The organism is Corallococcus exercitus, from assembly GCF_042231735.1.
In the GTDB taxonomy this organism is placed as follows: domain Bacteria; phylum Myxococcota; class Myxococcia; order Myxococcales; family Myxococcaceae; genus Corallococcus; species Corallococcus exercitus_B.
Genome location: NZ_CP102577.1, coordinates 897,817 through 916,663, shown reverse-complemented (window position 1 = coordinate 916,663; position 18,847 = coordinate 897,817). Strand labels below are relative to the sequence as shown.

At 71.7% G+C, this 18,847-nt stretch carries 17 protein-coding genes; 7 read left to right on the top strand and 10 right to left on the bottom strand.

Annotation, left to right across the window (positions count from 1 at the left end; translation table 11 throughout):
- Positions 1-276: 276 nt before the first annotated feature.
- Positions 277-792, bottom strand: coding sequence for an OmpA family protein (locus NR792_RS03365; protein WP_375758614.1), 516 nt, complete (start codon positions 790-792; stop codon positions 277-279).
- Positions 793-1,319: 527 nt separating this feature from the next.
- Between NR792_RS03365 and NR792_RS03360 the strand changes: the two genes are divergently transcribed.
- Together NR792_RS03360 and NR792_RS03355 are read left to right on the top strand one after the other, a co-directional pair.
- The gene (locus NR792_RS03360; RefSeq protein ID WP_375758613.1) at positions 1,320-2,141 is read left to right on the top strand and encodes a hypothetical protein; all 822 of its coding nucleotides are present in this window, start codon (positions 1,320-1,322) and stop codon (positions 2,139-2,141) included.
- Between the two features lie 140 nt (positions 2,142-2,281).
- Complete coding sequence (locus tag NR792_RS03355) at positions 2,282-2,647, top strand: hypothetical protein (RefSeq protein WP_375758612.1); 366 nt, start codon at positions 2,282-2,284, stop codon at positions 2,645-2,647.
- 33 nt (positions 2,648-2,680) lie between these two features.
- Here NR792_RS03355 and NR792_RS03350 read toward each other — a convergent pair whose 3' ends face one another.
- From NR792_RS03350 to NR792_RS03310, 9 genes are all read right to left on the bottom strand, one after another.
- Complete coding sequence (locus NR792_RS03350; protein ID WP_193430354.1) at positions 2,681-3,010, bottom strand: helix-turn-helix transcriptional regulator; 330 nt, start codon at positions 3,008-3,010, stop codon at positions 2,681-2,683.
- A complete protein-coding gene (locus NR792_RS03345) occupies positions 3,010-3,636 on the bottom strand; it encodes an SRPBCC family protein (protein WP_375758611.1) in 627 nt (208 codons plus the stop codon). The genes NR792_RS03350 and NR792_RS03345 overlap by 1 nt, the downstream gene beginning before the upstream one ends.
- 133 nt (positions 3,637-3,769) lie before the next feature.
- Positions 3,770-4,453: a fimbrial protein gene (locus tag NR792_RS03340; protein WP_375758610.1), complete on the bottom strand. Its 684-nt coding sequence runs from the start codon at positions 4,451-4,453 to the stop codon at positions 3,770-3,772.
- A 67-nt stretch (positions 4,454-4,520) separates the two neighbouring features.
- Complete coding sequence (locus NR792_RS03335; protein WP_375758609.1) at positions 4,521-6,026, bottom strand: hypothetical protein; 1,506 nt, start codon at positions 6,024-6,026, stop codon at positions 4,521-4,523.
- 91 nt (positions 6,027-6,117) lie between these two features.
- The gene (locus NR792_RS03330; protein WP_375758608.1) at positions 6,118-7,329 is read right to left on the bottom strand and encodes a proprotein convertase P-domain-containing protein; all 1,212 of its coding nucleotides are present in this window, start codon (positions 7,327-7,329) and stop codon (positions 6,118-6,120) included.
- A 68-nt stretch (positions 7,330-7,397) separates the two neighbouring features.
- Positions 7,398-8,501 (bottom strand): class I SAM-dependent methyltransferase, encoded by a 1,104-nt coding sequence (locus NR792_RS03325; protein WP_375758607.1) that lies wholly within the window; start codon positions 8,499-8,501, stop codon positions 7,398-7,400.
- Positions 8,502-8,541: 40 nt separating this feature from the next.
- The gene (locus tag NR792_RS03320; RefSeq protein WP_375758606.1) at positions 8,542-10,470 is read right to left on the bottom strand and encodes a glycosyltransferase; all 1,929 of its coding nucleotides are present in this window, start codon (positions 10,468-10,470) and stop codon (positions 8,542-8,544) included.
- Complete coding sequence (locus NR792_RS03315; protein ID WP_375758605.1) at positions 10,467-11,198, bottom strand: PIG-L deacetylase family protein; 732 nt, start codon at positions 11,196-11,198, stop codon at positions 10,467-10,469. The genes NR792_RS03320 and NR792_RS03315 overlap by 4 nt, the downstream gene beginning before the upstream one ends.
- Positions 11,191-12,102 carry a hypothetical protein gene (locus NR792_RS03310; protein ID WP_375758604.1) on the bottom strand — a complete coding sequence of 304 codons (912 nt, stop codon included), beginning with the start codon at positions 12,100-12,102 and terminating at the stop codon, positions 11,191-11,193. The genes NR792_RS03315 and NR792_RS03310 overlap by 8 nt, the downstream gene beginning before the upstream one ends.
- 481 nt (positions 12,103-12,583) lie before the next feature.
- Between NR792_RS03310 and NR792_RS03305 the strand changes: the two genes are divergently transcribed.
- From NR792_RS03305 to NR792_RS03285, 5 genes are all read left to right on the top strand, one after another.
- Positions 12,584-12,931, top strand: a complete 348-nt coding sequence (locus NR792_RS03305; RefSeq protein WP_375758603.1) for a PEGA domain-containing protein — start codon at positions 12,584-12,586, stop codon at positions 12,929-12,931.
- Positions 12,932-12,986: 55 nt separating this feature from the next.
- A complete protein-coding gene (locus NR792_RS03300; protein WP_375758602.1) occupies positions 12,987-14,939 on the top strand; it encodes a serine/threonine-protein kinase in 1,953 nt (650 codons plus the stop codon).
- 222 nt (positions 14,940-15,161) lie between these two features.
- Positions 15,162-16,424 (top strand): hypothetical protein, encoded by a 1,263-nt coding sequence (locus NR792_RS03295; protein ID WP_375758601.1) that lies wholly within the window; start codon positions 15,162-15,164, stop codon positions 16,422-16,424.
- A gap of 255 nt (positions 16,425-16,679) precedes the next feature.
- Positions 16,680-17,792: a hypothetical protein gene (locus NR792_RS03290; RefSeq protein WP_375758600.1), complete on the top strand. Its 1,113-nt coding sequence runs from the start codon at positions 16,680-16,682 to the stop codon at positions 17,790-17,792.
- Between the two features lie 87 nt (positions 17,793-17,879).
- Positions 17,880-18,842, top strand: a complete 963-nt coding sequence (locus NR792_RS03285; RefSeq protein ID WP_375758599.1) for an alpha/beta fold hydrolase — start codon at positions 17,880-17,882, stop codon at positions 18,840-18,842.
- Positions 18,843-18,847: the final 5 nt, after the last annotated feature.

Genomic DNA, 18,847 nt, shown 5'->3' with positions numbered 1-18,847 from the left:
CTCACCGCTCGCAGCGCAGCGCGACCGCGTGCGGGTTGTCCAGGGAGTCCTGCCAGAGCCCAGCGGATGGGCCGCTTCGCGCTTCCGGGCGGCACGGCCCCTCTCTTCCGAACGGAGCCGAGCGCTTTGAAGAAGGGATGGCCTTCGATGTACTCCGAGCGGACTGGCAAGACATCCCAGTCCGCCACCTTCACGCCAATCCGAGCGTATTGCGCAGACATGTCTCACGCCCCTTCCAGGCAGCTCGGCGACTGGCCGGGACGGGCCGTGTGACGATTACAGCCGGACCTGGAGCTCGTAGCGGCGGTTCTGCGCCCGCTTCGCCTCGGTGTTGTCCGGCTTCACCAGGGGGCGCTCGGAGCCGTAGCCCACGGCGGTGATCTCCCCTCGGGGGATGCCGCGCGCGACGAGCTCCTTGACGATGGTCTCCGCGCGCTGCTCGCTGAGCGTCTTGTTCTTCGCGGCGTCACCCGTCGAGTCGGTGTGGCCGGAGACCTCGAACTTGTAGCTCTTGACCCCGGCGGCGACGAGCTGCTTCTTCGCGTCGACGAGGGCGTTGGTGAGCTTCTTGAGCTTCGCGTCGCAGCCGGGGGCCAGCTCGGCGGTACCCGTCTTGAAGCTGCACTGGTTCTTGCGGCCCTCCTCCGTCAGCTTCGTGTTGACGCGCTTCTCGACGGTGGACTTGCTGGCGTCGCCCGCGGCCTTCTTCAGGGAATCAAAGGGGCTTTGCGCGGCGGCCACGCCGGGGACGGCCAACAGCGACACGGCGATGCAGAACGCCTTGAGCTTCATCCGTAGGACTCCTTGGGCTCCAGGGGGAAGGGAGCCCGGGCTGAAGGCTGCCGAGGGCGGCCTGTCGCGTCCAGTGCGAAGACAGGGGCGGTGGAGCCCCCCGGGAAACCGGCTGAGCGCTCGCTGAATCTGTTAGGGTGGATGTCACCTGACCGGCCGGGGGCAGGAGTTCCGAGGTCGCGCGGATGTCGACAATTCGAGGAAGTGTTCTCGCCCTGGTCCTGGGCTTGAGCGTGGGCGTGAGCATGGCGGTAGCGTGCAACTCCCCGAACGGGTGCGAGGGCTGCGTCAACGAGCGAGGCGTCTGCCTCCGCGGCACGGAGGATTCAGCCTGCGGCTCCTTTGGCGAGGCGTGTGTCGCGTGTGGAGACGGCGCCGTGTGCCGGGAGGGCGCCTGCACGCAGGAAGCGCCCGACGCGGGCACGGTGGCGGACGCTGGGGCAGAGGTTGACGCGGGCACTGAGGCTGACGCGGGCACGGATGCGGGGACGGCGATTGACGCAGGCTCGCCGACCGGGTTCCAGCTCGTGCCGAGCACGACCACGGCGACCCTGCGGGACGTGGCTGCCGTGTCACCCACGGAGGCGTACGCCGTGGGCTTCCGTGGCACCGTGCTGCGGTGGGATGGCCTCCAGTGGAGCGCCGCCGGCTCGCCGACGTCCGTGGACCTCTACTCGGTGACGGCCGCCGGGGGTGGAGGCTGGGCGGTGGGCGAAGGCGGTACCTTCCTCTCCCTGACGGGCGGCACCTGGTCCGTGTACGGCAGCTCCCCGACGACGGCCCTGCTCAAGGGCGTCTCCGCGGTGTCCACTGGCGGTGCCATCGCGGTCGGCAAGGAGGGGGATCAGCGCCAGGCGTTCGTCTGGGACGGCGCGCAGTGGACGAAGTTCGCCACGGGCGCTCCCAACCCGAACACGGAGGTGTCGGATGTCTTCAAGGTCGCGGACGGCACGTCCTTCGCCGCCCAGGACAGCTCCATCACGCGGTGGACCGGCACGGACTGGGAGTCGCTGACCACTCCCACGACGACGCTCCTCCAGGGGGTCTGGGCCTCCTCCGCCAATGAAGCCTTCGCCGTGGGCTCCTCGGGCGTGCTCATGCGGTGGACGTCCACGTCCGGCCGGACCCTGGAGCAGCGGGCGCCCTTCCCCTTCTTTCACGGCGTCTGGGGAAGCAGCCCGAGCGACGTCTGGGCCGTCGGTTCGGGCGGGGTGATCATGCACTGGAACGGCGACAACTGGACGCAGGTGGCCTCGCCGACGACCCAGGAGCTGTTTGGGGTTTCCGGCACGGGACCGGATGACGTGTGGATTGTCGGAGCCGGGGGCACCCTCCTCCACGGCCCCTGAGCCCCCCGGCCTGGCGACATCTCAACCCCTGCTGTATACGTCGCGCGCCGTGCAAGGCCCTGACTGAAACGTCGGCCTTTGTAGCGTGTATACATCGAGGGGACGACGCGCGGCGGCATCCTTCACCTGGAGACAATCCGATGATGAAGAACCTGCGCATGCTCATGTGTGTCGTTGGCGGTGTGTCTTTGTTCGGGACGGGCTGTGGCGGCCCTCCCCCGGAGACACCGGAGGAAATGGAGGCGGCTCCCGAGGTCCCTGAGAAGTCGGGCCGCGTTCAGCAGCAGGGAACCTACATGGTCTGCTGGGGCGACCTCGGCGTCTACCGGGACCCGAGCACCACGATCAGCTTCAAGATCGCCACCCTGCACTACGGCAACTACTTCGCCACGGACAGTCAGGTGTTCATGTCGGAGGGGGAGTATTGGGTCCGGGGGGACTGGGTCTGCAGCGCGCCCTACAACTGCTACGCCTACGGTTACGTCCGCTGGGCCGGGCTCTGCTGATTCCCGGTTGAACGGAGCGAGCGGGGCGGCGTCTCAGTCGCCCCGCTTCTTCTTGCCCCGGGCGACCTCGGTGGCCAGGGCATCCAGCTTCGGCGTCCAGAACGCCCGGAAGCGGTCCAGCCAGGCATCCACCTCCGCCAGGGGCGCGGCGTCCACGGCGTAGAGGCGCCGGGCGCCATCCACCCGCACCGTCGCGAAGCCGTTGTCCCGGAGGACCTTCAGGTGCTGCGAGACGGCCGACTGGGTGATGCCGAACTCGCGCTGCACCACGGCCACGACCTCACCCGAGGCGTGCTCGCCTTCCGCGAGCAGCTCCAGGATGCGGCGGCGGACCGGATCACCGAGGACGTCAAAGGCGTGCATCAGCCTCCTGTATAGAACGCGGCCGTGCGCTCGGCCATCCCTCGGGCCACGTCCGGGGCCTCTCCGGCCGCCACGTGGGCATCCGCCCAGGCCTGCGCGCTCGAGCGCATGAAGGCCTTCGCTTCGTCGGAGGCGCCCCAGCTGGCGACGGCTTCCGCGGCCACGTCCCTGCCCGTCTCGAGGTACTGGCCCAGCCCCAGGAAGCTCAGGTCCCAGCCCACGCCGGTGGCGCCCGGGCCGAACTGGCTCCAGAACTGTTCAACGTCGGCGGCGTGCACGATGTGCTCGAGCGTCAGCCGCGTGCCCTTCCCTTCCGGCGCCAGGCGGACGGTCACCCAGCTCATGCCGCCGTTCATCTCCCAGGTCAGGTCGAACGCCGTGGGCTGCTCACAGCGGGTGATGGTTCCGCCCGCGTTCCCCTTGATCTGATAGCGGCCGCCCTTCTGCAACTGCCCCTCGACGGGCGCGAACCAGCGCGGGATGCGCTCGGGGTTGGTGACCGCGTCCCACAGGTCCTCGACGTCGGTGGGATAGACGCGGTGGGCGACCACCACGTGGGCCGGCTTGCCTTCGTAGTCACGGTCGACGCATGCGCGAAACTCGGCGCCAATGAGCTTGTGAAGCATGTGCGGTCCTCCTGCGTTCATACGGTCATTACAGGCCGGACTCATATTAGTCAATTCTTATATCCCGGCCTGGCGTGGGCTGGACCGGAAGGCCGTCAATGACTCACGGGTTCACTCCTCGCCCTGGCATCCCTCAGTCCTGCGTGTCGTCCACGAGCTGCACGGGGAACCCGGGCTCGGCGTTCTCTCCATCCTTGTCCTGGAGGTCCAGCGGTCCCGTGGAGAGGATCCAGACATCCAGCGTCGCGTCTTCGTCGGTGTTCCCCACGCAGGCCAGGGTGATGTCGCAGTCGGGGCACGTGCCGGAGAGGCCGAGCCGCCCCTTCACCGGCGGCGGAAGCGCTTCCACGCCGATGGGGCGCAGCTGGGTGAACCAGAAGGTGTCCACGCCGATGGCCACCGCCCCTTCAGGGACCTCTCTTCGCGCTTCGTCGCGAACCTCCATCGGCCCCGTGCCCGCGAAGTACGCGTAGCGATTGCTCCGCTCGGGCGCGAAGCCCACCTTCGCGAAGATTGGCTCGTAGGTCCGCGTGTCCCGGAAATGGGCCTGCTGGAGCGTGTACCAGGCCTTCAGGTTCGACTTGCACTCCGCCGCGCGGGCGCGCTGCCCGAAGCGGATGAAGTTGCGCATCGTGCCCACGGCCACCGTGCCGATGCATGGGCAGACCAACAGGCCGAGGGCGAGGAAGAACCACTTCCGGCGGGAGCCCGCCGGGGCGCGCGTCACGTGGCCGCAGGGACAGGTGAGCTCTGAGCCCGGCGTGAGTCCCGTCAGCTCGAGCGGCCGGCCGCACTTCGGGCACTTCAGGGTTGCCATGGAGCAGCAGCGTACAGCGGGCAGCCGGCGCGAGGAGGCCGCCTGGGCTCATGCGAGGACACTTCCGTCACCAGGCCAGCCAGCGCGCGGAGGACACCTTGTCGCCGAAGCTCCAGCTGTTCAGGTTGACCTCGTGGAGCAGGCCGTCGCCCACCAGGTCCTTGTAGCTGCCTTTGTAGTTCGAGTCGCCGTAGAGCCGCACCCGATGGCCCGGGGGGATGCACCAGCGGACCGCGGAGGCCTTGTCGTTGAACTCGTCGACGTCGTCGAAGCGCGCCCAGTTCTTCAGGCCCTGGTCCTCGTAGTCGAGGATGACGCCCCGGTCGCTGAAGTCGGAGTCGTCGTAGAAGTCGACGTAGGCGCGCCGCAGGTCCGTGCGGCAGGACGCGTCCGCCCAGATGCCGCGGAACTCCACCAGCTTCACCGTCGAGGCGGGGCCGTCATCCGCGTGCTCGGTGGCGTAGAGGATGAGGCCTCGGTCCGGGCCCACGAAGACGCCGGCGGCCGCGTCCAGGTTGCACTGCCGCGAGCCGTCGTTGCTGCAGTACAGGTGCTTGGAGGCGACGTGCTCCAGGCGCATGTGGCCCTCCAGGTGCACCCGGTACAGGTGGGCGTAGTCGTCGCTCACCGCGCCCCAGCGCAGTCCTCCCAGCCGCGTGCCCACCAGGTACAGCCGCGAGTCGTTGCAGTCCGTCACGAAGTTGAGGCTCTGGAAGGCACCCCACTCCCCTTGCGGCAGCTCCGACGCCTCCCACAGGTCCACGCGCTGCCACTGGTTGGCCGCGGAGCGGATGTCGGGCTCCGTGGAGCGGAAGACCTCCAGCGCCTTCGCGTCGAAGTGCCCGAGCAGGAGCAGGGAGTGCCCGTCCGACAGCTTCGTGAGCGAGGCCGTGCCCGCGTTCGCCGTGAGGCCGTGGACATGGGCGAACGGGCTCGGCGTCTGGGACAGGTTGTAATCATAGAGCGCGACGCGCCCCGGGCCCGCCCCCTCCTCCATGGGCAACGCCAGGATGTTGCCCACGGCCTGCATGCCGCCGCCGTGGCGGTAGCCGTCGAGCACCGGCAACGCCGCCACCGCGGCGTCCGCGCCCGGTGGCAGGGTGTCCTCGAGCTCCTGGATGGAGGGGCTCAGCCGGTTGGAGCGGAAGCGCCGTCCCTCCCCGTTGCGGGTGGCCATGTGCACCAGGTGCCCCACGCTGCCACCGGGGGCGTCATCGCGCTTGGACAGGACGAGGTAGCGGCCGGAGCCCATCGACAGACGCTGGATGCCCTGCCAGTGATTGGCGCCCGGGTAGGCCACGTTGAGATTGAACGGCCCGGGATGGAAGCCCAGCACCTCGCCGTGGTCCCGTAGTTCCTGGAAGCGAAGCGGCACGTCGGGGATGCACAGGTTGCAGTCCGGGCTCCCCCAGACGCAGGAGGTGTCCCCGCCAGTCCCGAGGGCCAGCGGAGACGCCGCTTCACGAGGGGCCGCGGCGGGCTCGCGGGCTTCCGGCCCGCAACCGGCGAGTGTCAGCAACCCCGCCAGCGACAGGGCCAGGACGGACGCACGACGACGATGGATGCGGTGCATGGGTCTTCCTCGCAGGTCGGGCAGCAGGCTTCTCCGAACGCCCGCGAGGACAAGCCTCGCGGGCGTCAAACCATTCTTCGAGGGAGTCGGCTCAGTCCCAGCGGCTGGTCAGCTTCAGCTTCCACTCCCGCAGCTTGCCGTTGCCCACGCCCGACGGGTTCACGACGTGCAGCTTCCACAGGCCGTTGATGGTGCCGTCCCGCGGGATGCCGCGCGTCACCGGGATGCGCTTGGGCGGCGTGCCCTCGTTGGGGCCGTCCCACAGGAGCGCCGTCTCACCGCCCGGATCCTCCAGCGTCAGCACCAGCCTGGACGGGTTGTTGTGCGCCAGGTCCAGCTCCACCGTGATGTCCTCCGGCACCGTCGCCAGCCCCACCACCGGCTGCGTCGACGTCCGCGGCGTCGTGTTCGCCTGCAGCGTCAGGTCCGCGTACGCCGTGAACTCACCGGACATCCACGCCGGCCGGCACCAGCCCTCCACCGCGCCCGAGTCCAGGCCGTGGCACGCCAGCCCGTCCTGACACGGCACGAAGCGCGAGCACGACGCGCCGTCCCCCGGGGTGCTCGCCGCCGTCACACAGCGGCCATAGGGGCTGGAGTTGTCGTTCGGGATGCCCTCGCACCCAAGCCCGGCCCCGCACGTCGTCGCGCCCGTGCACGGGTCGCCCTCCGCGCCCTGCTGGGTGGCCGTCTTGAGGTTCTGCAGCGCCGTCCCGTCCACGAACGGCAGCCGGCCCAGCGTCAGGATGTCGTAGAACGGCCGAGCCGCCACCATCGCGTTCGCCGCCACCGCGGGCACGCCGTACGTCGCCTGCAGCGCCGCCGCGGACTGCGTGTTCACCACCGCCAGCGCCCGGCGCGCCTCCGCGACGTTGAAGGACACGCCGTGGAACGTGCCCACCCAGCCGTCCACCGGCAGGTCCACCCGGCCCGTGCCCCGGGCGTACGTCTCCAGCGCCGTCAGCGCCGCCGGCCCCACGTACAGGAGGTCATCCACCTGCTCGATGGAGACGAAGCGCCGGTCATCCCCCGTGTGCAGGATGCCGTCCGGGCCCTCGCGCCAGTCAGCGATGCTCTGCGCCGCCTGCGAGTTGAGCGGCACCTGCGTGTCGAGCACGGAGAACGTGGTGTTCCAGTCGTTGAGGAACAGCACGACCCCGTTGCCCGCGGGCGTGCCCGAGGCCAGCTCCTGCGTCTGCACGGCCAGCGCGGCGGCCGGCGTGTCCGACACCGCGGCCGCGCCGCAGCTCAGGAGGAGGGGAACCGAGGAAAACGACAGAAAACGACGGAGTCTGGAGTTCATGGCCTCCATGTACTCCATGACGGGCCGCGTGTCGGCGACCACTCAGGTCCTGTCTTGAGACAGCGCGGTCACCGCTCCCAGAGACGGATTTCGGTGCCCGCGCGGCGCACGAGCAACGGGCTTCCAGCGCCGTCCACCGGTTCGATGCGGCCCGGAAGCGTGGCGGACTGGATGCACTTCCAGCCCCGTCCCGCGAGCGTGGCGTGCAGCCAGGCGCCGAAGCCTCCGCCGTAGGACGTGAGCAGGTGGGACGCGCGCAGCCGGTCCAGGAGGTCGCGGCTGGCGTCCTCGGACAGGTAGTAGAGCACCTCCGCGAGCAGCACCAGGTCCGCCTCCAGCGCCACGTCCTCCGCGCTGGCCTCCACGACGCGCACGCGCGCATGGCCGCCCAGCCGCTCGCGCAGGCGCGTGACGAAGCGGGGCTCGGACTCCACGGCCTGGACGTTCGCGTCGGGGAAGAGCGACAGCAGGTGCTCGGTCATCATTCCCTCGCAGGCGCCCACGTCCACCACGCGCCGGGGCGGGGCGGCGGGGCGCAGCGCCCCCAGCACCTTCGCGGTGAGGGCGAAGCGCTCGCTCTCGTAGGTGGAGCGGGCGAAGCCCCAGGGGTCCGCGAGCTCGGAGAAGATCTCCGGCTTCGTGAGGGACAGGGCGCGCACCACGTCCGCGGCCCGCGCCTCCGTGAAGGCCTCGATGCCGGGCCCGTCGCGCACGGGGTCCGTGCAGGCGCCGGAGCTGGCCCCGCCCGGACGCTCCCGGTAGAGCGTGTTGAGCAGGCCCAGCTTGCGCTGGAAGGCCGCGTCGTCCAGCACCGTCCAGGCCGTGGGCCTGGCGCCCGTGGCGGGCACCCACAGCCGGTCGAAGACGCGGCTGACGAGGAGCGCCACCTCGCGGTGCAGGGGGGCGTCCTCCTGCGGGCTGTGCGTGAAGACGCGGACGTCGCCCCGGGAGCGCTGCTCGCGGCACCAGGGCCCCACCTCCGAGGGCGACAGCAGCAGGTGCGTGCTCCGCGCGCCCAGGGCCCGGCCCACGACCTCCAGCTCCCGGCCCGCGCCTCCGTCCTCCGTCACCACCGCCAGGTCCGCCCCCGGCGCCACCGTGCTGAACAGGCGGACGACGTCCTCCGGGTGTGCCACGACGATGAGCGCCGGGGCCTTGTTGTTCTCAGCCATGTGCCGCACTCCTGTTTGAAAGTGATTGCGTGACGCGGCTTCAGCCGTGGGCCGCGCTCCAGTCGGACACGGCCTGTGCTTCCTGCTTCGGGAAGCGGAGCAGCGGGAGCAGCTGCTCGCGGATGAGCGGCTCCCAGCGCAGCCGCTCCGACAGCGCCCAGCCTGTCGCCAGGAGCAGGCGGCCTTCGTGCGCGTCGCGCGGGAGGCGGCGCACCACCTCCTCCGCCACGCGCTCCGCCGTGCGCAGCTCCTGCTCCCGCAGCACGCCTGGGGGCAGCGCCTTCCAGGCCTCCACCGTGTGCGCCAGGCCCGCCTCCCGGGCGTCCGCCGCCGCGTCGGAGACCACGAGGTTCGGGTGCGCGGCCTCCGACAGGCCCTGCCGCTGGCAGACCTCCCGCAGGGCCCGCCTGGCGCCGCTCACGCCGGAGATGACGCAGATGGCGCCGCAGCCCAGGGCCTCCAGCTGCGCCAGCCCGTAGGACTCATACAGCGACTGCCCCAGGGACACATCCGTGGCGCGGTGCAGGTCGTCCCGCGTGAAGTCCAGCCCGGCGGGCCACGTGGGCTGGTTCACCAGCGCGATGTGCAGGCCCGTGTCCTTCGCGTTGAACGCGTCCACCCGAGCCTTCAGGGCGCGCAGGTTGTCGGACGGCTCCGCGTCGTTCCACTCCGTCACCATCACCAGCAGCGCGGGCTTGCGCTCCGGCGGCAGCAGCGTGGCCAGGTGCTCGCACACGTCCACGTCGCGCCAGAGCCCCTTGCAGACCTCGTCCCGCGCGATGTGCGTGAGCAGCAGGCGGAAGTCCTTCCCCCACTGCCTGCGCGCATGGGCCAGCACCTTCGCCCGCGCGGCCTCCTTCGCGTCCCAGCCCGTCTCGATGGGCCGGTGCCCGTGGGGCACCACCGTCACCGGGTGGAGCGCGTAGCGCGCGTCCAGGAAGCGCAGCTCGTCCGCCACGGAGGCGCTCACCGCGCCCACGCGGTCGCACAGGTGGCCGTTGCGCAGGATTTGAAAGTTGGGCCAGGTGCCCACGGGGTACACCTGGTCCAGCGTCCTGCCCTGCTCCAGCCCCAGGCGCTGGATGTTGTAGAAGCGCGCGTCGGACGCGCCCTGCCCTCCCTGGCCGTACTCCACCAGCACGCGGGGCGTGCGCACCTCGCCCGCGTAGTACACGGTGCGGCACCAGTCGCGCCCGTCGAGCAGCGCCTTGTACGCGAGCGGCAGCGACAGGTGCTCCTGCGCCAGGATGACCGTCCCCGCCCCCTCCTTCGCCGGGCGCAGCCGCTCCAGCGCGTCGAAGACGGGCTCCGCGAGGACGATGGCCAGCATCGCGTCGTGGTCCAGCGCGGGCGCGTCCATGAGGCCGTGCCGCACCGCCTTGCGGAACAGGCGGTTGACCCAGGGCGCCGCGCCCAGCCGCGTGCCGAAGCGCTTGCGCCACACGCGCGAGAGCCCCCGCCACGCCGCCGGACGCCCGCCCCGGCAGTCGAACGGGAGGTCCACCCCGAGCAGCGTGTGCAGCCGCGCGAGGAACCGGGGCAGCGTGCCCAGCCGCACCCGGTAGCCCCGGAGCACGTCGGTGAGGTCCACGAGCAGCACCTCCACCGGACCGCCCGGAGCGTCGCGCCGCCCGTAGACGAACGACACGTCGTGCTTCTCCTCCACCGGCCGGAAGACGCGCGCCCACCGCTCCGGGTTGTCCGGGCGCAGGCCGCTGTAGAACACCTCGCCGTGCGCCTCCAGGTCGCGCGCCAGCGACTCCTCCGGCGCGTAGCTCCCCAGCCCGCACGGCCGCACCGTGGGGCTCACCAGCAGCGTGCGCGGGAAGGCCTGCCGGTACTCAGGGGAGGACAGCAGGTGCTCCAGCACCACGCCCATCCCGCCCAGCGTGCGCGTGGCTTCGTAGGAGAGGTGCACCAGCAGGTCCCCATCGTCCGGCCTGAGCTGCCGGGGCTCACTCGCGCTCATGGCGCCACCGTCCAGACGCGCTCGCACAACCCCCGGCCCGCGCCCAGCCTGCGTGCGTGCGCCTCCACCGCGGGCAGCGTCTGGGGCTCCAGCTGGCTTGCGTAGAAGGACAGCCCGCGCAGCTTCGCGGGCCACACCGCCGTCATGTCCAGACACCGGGGCGACAGCCCGAGCGCCCACGCGTAGTCGACGATCTCGTCCTCCGGGTGGTGCGCGGAGTACGGCAGGTCCTCGTAGTAGACGACGCCCCGCTCGCCGCGCAGCGACCGCACGGCGTCACGCACCAGCAGGTGGTCCACGTGGCTGGAGATGCCCAGCGGCACGTAGCAGATGGCGTCGTCGGACACGCTCGCCAGCACCTCGTCCAGCGCCAGCAGCACGCGCGAGGCCAGCGCCGCCCGGGCCTCCTCCGGCTCCGCGGGGCCTCCCGGCGGCGAGCGCAGGCTGGTGTCGCGAAAGCCCAGGTGCACCAGGTCCGCGCCGTGCGCCCGGGCGAACCTCCGGTCCTCGCCCATCCGCAGCGACGTCACCGCCATGGCCCGCGACGGGTCCACCGGCAGCACGAACTCCCAGCAGCTCTGCGAGAAGACCGTGACGAGCGTGGGCACGATGCCCCGGGGCACGCCCAGCAGGCTCGCGTACGCCCCCAGCGCCACGTCGTCCGGATGCGGGGAGAAGAAGACGTGCGCCGGCCCCTCGTCCCTTCGGTTGCGCGCGCGCTCAGCCACGGACGCCTCCCGCGGCGAGCGGCGGCGCGGGCCACGCGTCCAGCGGCAGATCGTGCAGGTCGCCCTCGGGCGTCACGAAGCCCAGGATGACCACGCGCTCCCCGTCGTTGTGCACCGTGTGCCGGAACGCGCGCACCGGCGCGTCCAGTTCGCGCGTCAGCCCTTCGGAGAACCGGCCGGAGGTGATGAGCCAGTGCCCCGAGTCGTTGGGCATGAGGCGCGGCGTGTTCCCGTCCAGCCACACCAGCCCCGGCCGCGACTCCCCCAGGTTGAAGGTGAAGAAGCTCTTGTCCGAGTGCGGCTCCGACGCGTGCGCCACCACCTCCCGCCGGCGCCGCGCCGTGCTGGGCGCGTGGTACTTCACGAACCGCACCGCCCCTTCCGTGCGGCGGCGGAACAGCCGCGTGAGCCCCCCGGCGCGCAGGCCGTAGCCCAGCTCCAGCGCCTCCAGGAGCACGAGGCCCACGGCGTGGCAGGCGTCGTACGCGTCCTCCGAGGCCTCCAGCAGCTCCCGCACCGGCTCCGGCACCGGGCGGCGGCGGAAGCCCGTCCACGTCGCGGGCTTGGCCATGAACGCCTCGATGGGTTGCCTCACCACCGGCGACTCCGGGTACCAGGTGGCGTTGTAGCCCGTCTGGAACACCGTGGCGGCGGGCAGGAGCGCGTGCAGGTACGGGTGCGCCAGGAGGGCGTGCTGGAAGGTCGCCTCGTAGCGCTCGAACAGACCCGCCAGGGCGTGCCGCTCCAGGAAGGCGGTGGGACGCTCCAGGTAGAAGAAGCCGCGCTCCGACAGGTGGGTAATCAGCCGCCGCGCGAAGGACTCCCGCTGACGCGGCGTCCCGGAGACGTAGTCCTCCAGCCTCAGCGGCCGGATGTCCGTGAAGCGCTGGGGTTGTCTGCGCACGAGGCCATCTCGCGCGGAGGTGAAGGGTCGGGGAGGCAGGGACGGGGCCGGTGTCCGGGGCGCGGTGGCGGGCATGGGATGTCGGGTCGTCATGGGTGGGATTCAGGCTGGAACGTGTCGCAGGTTACGGGTGGCGTCTGACATGCGTGGATCCGCCCGGCCCCGTCCCCGGGTCCAATTCCTCTCAAACCCAGCCACCTCCCAGGTCACCTGGCACGCACGCGCCGTCGCTCACGCGCATGCGCGCCAGGAGCCACGGACGGGGGCCATCCGTCCACCCGGGAACACCTACTTTTCACTCGGGAGAACGACCTGGGCTGGTGGGTCTGGAAAGCACCTCTGGGAGCGCTGTTTTCGCCGGGTTGTACGGATGGGAACAGCGATTGCGACGCGGGGGCCGGCGCCTTGACGTGGGCCCCCGCGCGCGCGCCCAATCCCTGTCATGCCTCCGCATGCGAGACGTCTGCTCATGGTCGCCTTGATGGCTGGCACCTGCGCCTGTGCGCGCCACCCCGTCTCCCGGGACGGTGAGGCCCTGGCGCTCTTGCGGGTGGAAGGCGTGCGTCCGGCGATGCCCGCGAGCCGTCCGGTGCGGGTGGAGCGCGCGACGACGACGGGGCTGCGCCTGGACGTGATGCCGGACCGCGCGCGCGTCTTCGTGGACGGCCGGGCGATGGGGCTGGCGCGCCAGCTGGGAGCGCTGCTTCCGCTGGCGCCCGGCTTCCACCAGGTGAGCGTCCGGTTGGAGGGGCACGCCACGTGGCGGGCGGAGGTGATGGTGGGCGACCGGCCCGAGCCCATCCAGGTGACGTTGACCGCTTCGCCGTGACGCGAAGCGGGCCGCGGACTCGAAGCGCACCGTCATTTTCGCGGGGAGGTCCGGCGTGAAGCAGCCAAAGAGGAAGGGCCGGCTGTTCCGGTTGCCGTTCGCGGACGCGCCGGAGTCCCGCGCGCGGCTGTGGAAGAGCATGACGGAGCACGGCCTGTTCGTTCCCGAGGACACGCCGCAGCCCATCGGGACGGAGTTCCCGCTGCAGGTCGCCTTCCAGGGGGACGGGCCCGCGGTCTCCGGCCGTGTGCGGGTGATGGAGCACGGCGTGTCCGGCTGGGTGCGCGGCTACTTCGTCAAGTTCGTCTCGCTGGACGCGGGCAGCCTTCCGCTTCCCCTGAGCCCGCGCGAGCCGCCCGCGCCCGCGCCGGTGGGGATGCCTTCCGGGAGCGCACCCGGCGGCGTCACCGGAGCGAGCGAGCACTCCTGGCGCGAGGAGCCGACGCCGGTGGGCATCCGGCCCCGCTCCACGGTCAGCGGCGCGTCCGCGCTGAATGACTATTCGCACCTGGAGCTGCTGCACGCGCGCGACCCGGAGGCGTGGCAGGGCGGGCTGCGGCCGTTCGACGCGTTCGGGCCGTACCAATTGCTCCAGCGGCTGGGCGCGGGCGGCATGGCGGAGGTGCTCCTCGCGCGGCGCACGATGGCGGAGGGCGTGGACAAGCTGGTGGCGCTCAAGCTGGTGTTCCAGGAGTACGCGCGGCACCCGCGCCTGTCGGAGCTGTTCCTCACCGAGGCGCGGCTGAGCGCCACGCTCCAGCACCCGAACGTCATCCAGGTGTTCGACGTGGGCAGCGCCGCGGGCCGGCCCTTCATGGCCATGGAGTACGTGCACGGCCGCAACGGCGCGGACCTGGTGCAGGAGCTGCGGCAGCGGGGCCGGCCTCCGCCGGTGGCGCTCGCGGTGACGCTCGCCATCGAGCTGGGCAAGGCGCTGGAGTACCTGCATGGACAGCGCGACCTGGATGGGCGTCCGCTGCACCTGGTGCACCGCGACGTGAGCCCGGGCAACCTCCTGGTCGGGCTGCACGGCGAGGTGAAGCTGGTGGACATGGGGGTGGCGTCCGCCAGCATCGCCAGCGGGAATGACCTGATGGTGGTGGGCAAGCGCGCGTACATGGCGCCGGAGCAGGCCGCCGGAGGACGCCCGGAGCCCGCGTGGGACATCCACGGCATGGGGCTGGTGCTCTACGAGCTGCTCACGCTGCACCGGGCCTCGGAAGTCACCACCGGCACGGAGGGGCCTCCCGGGCTGTTGAAGCCGTCCCACTTCAATTCCCACGTGACGCCGGAGCTGGAGCGGCTGGTGCAGTGGGCCACGGCGCCGGAGCCGACGGCGCGGGCGCCCAGCGCGAAGGTGCTGCGGCAGGCGCTGGAGCGCGTGCGGAGCACCCTGCCCCCCTTCGACCTGGTGCGGACGATGCGCGAGCTGTTCGGCGAATCGCTGGACCGGGCCCGGCGCGAGACGGAAGCGCTGATGGGGGTCGCGCGTGGCAAGGACCGGCCGCATGCGTTCCCGGGCTACCGCCGGTGGCGCTTCGCCGTGGAGCAGCGCATCCCGGTGGCCGTGAGGCTGGCGGCCGCGCGGCATGGCAGGGCCTTGCGGTGGGGCGCGCTGGTGTTCACCGTCCTCTGCGCGACGGGCGCGGCGTTGCGGTGGCCGCTTCATGCTCGGGAGGTGGCGCTGGCCGGGCATCTGGCTCGCGCGGACCGGCTCATCGCGGTGGCGAAGCTCACGGGCGCGGGAGAGGACACGGCGCTGGCGCAGCTCCAGGCCGCGCGGGCGCTGCGGCCCGAGGATCCACGCGTGCGCACGCGGCTGGCGGCACTGGCGGATGCGTTCGAGCGGATGGCGGCGGAGGCCACGCAGCGCGGGGACGCGGCGGAGGCGATGGCGCACCTGCGCGCCGCGCTGGAGGCGGCACCGGAGCGGAGCGCGCCACGCATCCGGCTGCGGTCCCTGGAGGATGAGCTGCGCAAGGCCTCCTCGGGCTGGAGGGTGCGATGAGCACGGCCCTTCCGCGTGGAAGCGCGGTGGTGGATGAGCTGCGCATGGCCCCTTCGGGCTGGAGGGTGCGATGAGCACGGCCCTTCCGCGTGGAAGCGCGGTGGCGGATGAGCTGCGCATGGCCTCCTCGAGCTGGAGGGTGCGATGAGCACGGCCCTTCCGCATAGAAGCGCGGTGGCGCGGGCAAGCCACCTGGCATCGGCGTTTCGCGGGAATGGCGTCATGGGTGAGCTCGGGCTTGCGCGCTGGGGCATCGCGCGGTGGGTCGTGCTCCTGCTGGTCGCGGGCTGCGCTCGGACCGCCGAGGATGACGGCGCTTCCGAGAGGGTGTCGCGGGAGCTGTCCGCCATCGTGGCCACCTGCGCCGTGGCGCACGGTCCCGTCGAAACGATGCGCACCGCGAATGCGTACTGGGAGCCGTTCGAAGCGGGGGCCACGTTCCGCTCCGGTGACTGGGTGCGCACCGGGCCGGACGCCTCCACGCGCATCGAGCTTCGGGGCGGTGGACGCATCGAACTGGAGGAGCGCACCGTGGTGATGGTCGAGCGTCCCGCGCCGCCGACTGGCGGTGGCTCGGTGGTGGCGCTGGAGTCGGGCACCGCCCGGGGCCTGCTGCCCGAGGATGCGTTGCCGGATGGCCCGCTCGTGCTGCGCGGTGACAACGGACGGCAGGTGGCGCTCACGGTGGAGGCCCACGCTGGCCCCGCGGAGTTCCGCGTCACCCGCACCGCGCGCGGCATGCACCTCAGTGTCTCCCGAGGACGGCTGCTCTTGTCCGAGGGCGCGCACCGCCGCACGCTCGCGGCCGGCAACTGGCTGGACGTCGCACGCGGCCTGGAGGACGCCGAACACGATGGCCCGCCCTTCCCCACCAGCCTCTCCCCGGGCGTGGACGCGCGCATCGCGTGGAGCCCGGGGCTGCGCATCCCGCTGAGCTGGGGGCCGCTGGACGGAGCGCGGAGCTACCAGGTGCAGGTGGCGCGCGACCTGGGCTTCACCCGGCGCGTCGTGGATACGCAGGTCGAGGGCCTGGGCTTCACGTTCCTCCCGCAGCAGCCCGGCATGTTCGTCTGGCGCGTGTCCGCACTGGATGCGGAGGGACGGCCGGGCGAGTCCGGCTTCGCCCGTCGCATCTTCGTGGACCGCCAGCCGCCACGCGGACTGCTCGTCACCCCACGGGATGGCTACGAGGCCCCGGACGCCCTGGCCGCCGAGGACCTCGTCTTCGCGTGGCAGTCCATTGGCGGCGAGCCACGCTACCGGCTGGTCGTCGCGCGAGACCGGGAACTGCGGGAGCCGGTGCTCATGCGCGAGGGCAGCCCGCAGCAGGTGGTCCTGCCCGGCCTGGCTCCCGGCGAGTACTACTGGGGCGTGTACGTGGCGGAGGAGCCACCCGTGCCGCTGTTCCAGAAGGCCCGGAGGCTGGTGGTGCCCGGGACGTCCGGGCCGCGCAGCCGCGATCCGGCCCTCCCCGTGGAGCGCTGAGCCCCCGGACCGCCTCCATGCCATGCACCTCCCGCCCGGCATGGTCCCAACCTGTCCGACTGTCGGACAGGTTCGTGCGGCTCGGCCTCCCGGTGCGTCCCGGCAGGGTTCTCTCTTTCTCATCCAGGGGGACAGGACTCCTGTCCGAGGGCCTGGGAGCGCCGTGGAACCTCCTGGCGTTTCCGGTTCCGCGCCTGCCATCGTCGCGCGGTGGAGCCGAAGGTCGATGGCGCTGACGCATTGAGGGCACGTGACATGGGATGTTTGGGGGCCAACCTGAGCCGGTGCCTCGCGGGGTGGATCCTCCTCTTCCTGTGCGGATGTCCCGCGGGGCCTCGCGAGGTCGAGCTGACCCTCACGCTGGGCGCGGAACAGGTGGAGGTGCAGGCCCTCCTCCGCGACGTCCAGGTCTGGACCCGGGACCCCGCCGAGGGACTGCTGGCGTTCCAGCAGGTCCAGCGGCCGGAAGCGCCCTTCGCGGCCGAGCTGCTCCGGCGCTACGCATGGCTGCCCCGCCTTCAGCGCTGGGAGTGGCGGGTCCGTGAGGAGGCCCTGGACCTGGGCCTCGTGGGAAGCATGCCTCGCGCGGACTTCGATACGTGCCTGGCCATGCCCGTGGAAGAACGCACGCGTGGACCCGCGGGGACTCGCCGCTGCGAGGGGTTTCCGCTCGTGCGCTCCGGGGAGGCGTACCAGGTGGCTCCGGGGCTGGAGCCCTCGCGGTCGCGCGAGCCCGCACCCGTCGTCATCACTCCGATGCGCTGGCCGCTCGACACGCGGAAGCTCCAGGCCCGCGTGCTCGTGGACAAGGCAGGGGGAGTGCTCGCGCCATCCCAGGGCTCGGCGCTGCCGTTCTTCCGGCTGGAAGCGGATGCGCCGGAAGGTGTCGCGGCCTATGGGGAGCTTGTCGGGCGCCTGCGCAGGGACTTCACCGCGGGGAAGACGCAGGACTGCAAGGCCCTCCAGTCCGAGGCGGACCGGAGGCTGCCGCCCCGCGTGCGCTCCTTGTTCCGTGAACAGGTCGAGCGCGAGCGGCTCGGGCTGATGGAAGCGCTCCTGACACAGCAGGGGCTGCGTCCGGTGCGGGCCCTGCCCAAGCCCCCGGAGCGCGTGCTCACGCGGCCCGCGGACGTGTACGCCCCGGCGCTCCTTCCCTCGCAGCGCCCGCCCGAGGTGCTCCTGTTGCGGCTGGCCCGGCTGTACGACTTCGCCTCGGTGCCCTTCGGCGTCGACGCTGGGGACGGCCGCGAGCCCTTCTCCGTGTCGCTTGGCGCGTCCGGACTCCAGGACCTCTGCAAGGAATTGGGCCGGCGGGCGCCTGCCTGGCGGAGGCCCTGCCAACACCTGACGGACACGGCTTCTCCTTGAAGCGGCAGGACGGGGACGCGGCCCTTATGATGCGCGACGTGAACGGGCCGTGCGTCGACCGGTGCCCTTCCCGCCCAGGGTGAATGCATGTCCGTGGCTCTTGGAGTCCTTGCTGGCGCCGCTGTCCTCGTGCCGGCCGCGCGCTGGTGGTTGATGAACCGGGTGGGCACGCCCCGCGCGAGCGAGCCCTTCGACGGACACGTCTACCGGGTGGGCAAGGCCGTCATCGCCGAACGGCGCTGCGAGCAGCCCCGCGCCACGGTCATCGTCATGCACGGCTTCGTGGCCGACATGCGCTACTTCACGCACCACTACCGCGAGCCCGACCTCCAGCTCATCCTGCTGACGAGCTGCGACTACCACCTGCCCATCTCGGGCCACCGCGAGGAGCCCGCGCCCTGGGCGAAGGTGCCCGCCGAGCCGGAGGGCACCATCGCCCACGACGCCGCCGTGCTGGTGCAGGCCCTGGAGCACCTGCCCCGGACGGACGTCATCCGCGTCCATGGACATTCGCGTGGAGGCGCCGTGGTGCTGGAGGCCGCGAAGCTGCGGCCGGACCTGTTCGAGCGGGTGGAGGTGGTGCTGGAGGCGCCCGTGCTCCCGCAGGCCCGTCCCTACCGGAGCCTGACGCCCTCGCAGCTCTGGCTGCTGCCGTTCCTCATCCCGTTGTGGCGGCTCGCGCCGATTGCCAGGCACAACCGGGGCGCGTGGGGGCCGCTGGAGAATGCTCGCAAGCGCGAGCTGATCATGGCCTTCCCGTTCAACCCGAAGCGGGTGGCGACGATGATGGCCAACCTGCGGGACATCGACGCCTGGAGTCGGTCTCGCGATGCGTCCCTGTTCGGGAACGTGCGGCGCGGCACGGTGCTCGTCCCGGGGAAGGACCGGGTGCTGGAGTCCGCTTCCATGCGGGAGAGCGCCGTGCGCGCGAAGCCGGGGCTCGACGTGGTGGAGCTGGACGGGTGCAGCCACTTCGTCCTGTGGGACCGGCCCGATGCGCTGCCCGTGCTGGCTGCTCGCGATTCGGAACGGCCCACGGGCAACGGGTGAGCCTT

What these genes read in the sequence shown, in the direction of transcription:
- NR792_RS03365 (WP_375758614.1), bottom strand. Translation starts at nt 792, where the DNA reads ATGAAGCTCAAGGCGTTCTGCATCGCCGTGTCGCTGTTGGCCGTCCCC.
- NR792_RS03355 (WP_375758612.1), top strand. Translation starts at nt 2,282, where the DNA reads ATGATGAAGAACCTGCGCATGCTCATGTGTGTCGTTGGCGGTGTGTCT.
- NR792_RS03350 (WP_193430354.1), bottom strand. Translation starts at nt 3,010, where the DNA reads ATGCACGCCTTTGACGTCCTCGGTGATCCGGTCCGCCGCCGCATCCTG.
- NR792_RS03345 (WP_375758611.1), bottom strand. Translation starts at nt 3,636, where the DNA reads ATGCTTCACAAGCTCATTGGCGCCGAGTTTCGCGCATGCGTCGACCGT.
- NR792_RS03340 (WP_375758610.1), bottom strand. Translation starts at nt 4,453, where the DNA reads ATGGCAACCCTGAAGTGCCCGAAGTGCGGCCGGCCGCTCGAGCTGACG.
- NR792_RS03335 (WP_375758609.1), bottom strand. Translation starts at nt 6,026, where the DNA reads ATGCACCGCATCCATCGTCGTCGTGCGTCCGTCCTGGCCCTGTCGCTG.
- NR792_RS03330 (WP_375758608.1), bottom strand. Translation starts at nt 7,329, where the DNA reads ATGAACTCCAGACTCCGTCGTTTTCTGTCGTTTTCCTCGGTTCCCCTC.
- NR792_RS03325 (WP_375758607.1), bottom strand. Translation starts at nt 8,501, where the DNA reads ATGGCTGAGAACAACAAGGCCCCGGCGCTCATCGTCGTGGCACACCCG.
- NR792_RS03320 (WP_375758606.1), bottom strand. Translation starts at nt 10,470, where the DNA reads ATGAGCGCGAGTGAGCCCCGGCAGCTCAGGCCGGACGATGGGGACCTG.
- NR792_RS03305 (WP_375758603.1), top strand. Translation starts at nt 12,584, where the DNA reads ATGGCTGGCACCTGCGCCTGTGCGCGCCACCCCGTCTCCCGGGACGGT.
- NR792_RS03295 (WP_375758601.1), top strand. Translation starts at nt 15,162, where the DNA reads ATGGGTGAGCTCGGGCTTGCGCGCTGGGGCATCGCGCGGTGGGTCGTG.
- NR792_RS03290 (WP_375758600.1), top strand. Translation starts at nt 16,680, where the DNA reads ATGGGATGTTTGGGGGCCAACCTGAGCCGGTGCCTCGCGGGGTGGATC.
- NR792_RS03285 (WP_375758599.1), top strand. Translation starts at nt 17,880, where the DNA reads ATGTCCGTGGCTCTTGGAGTCCTTGCTGGCGCCGCTGTCCTCGTGCCG.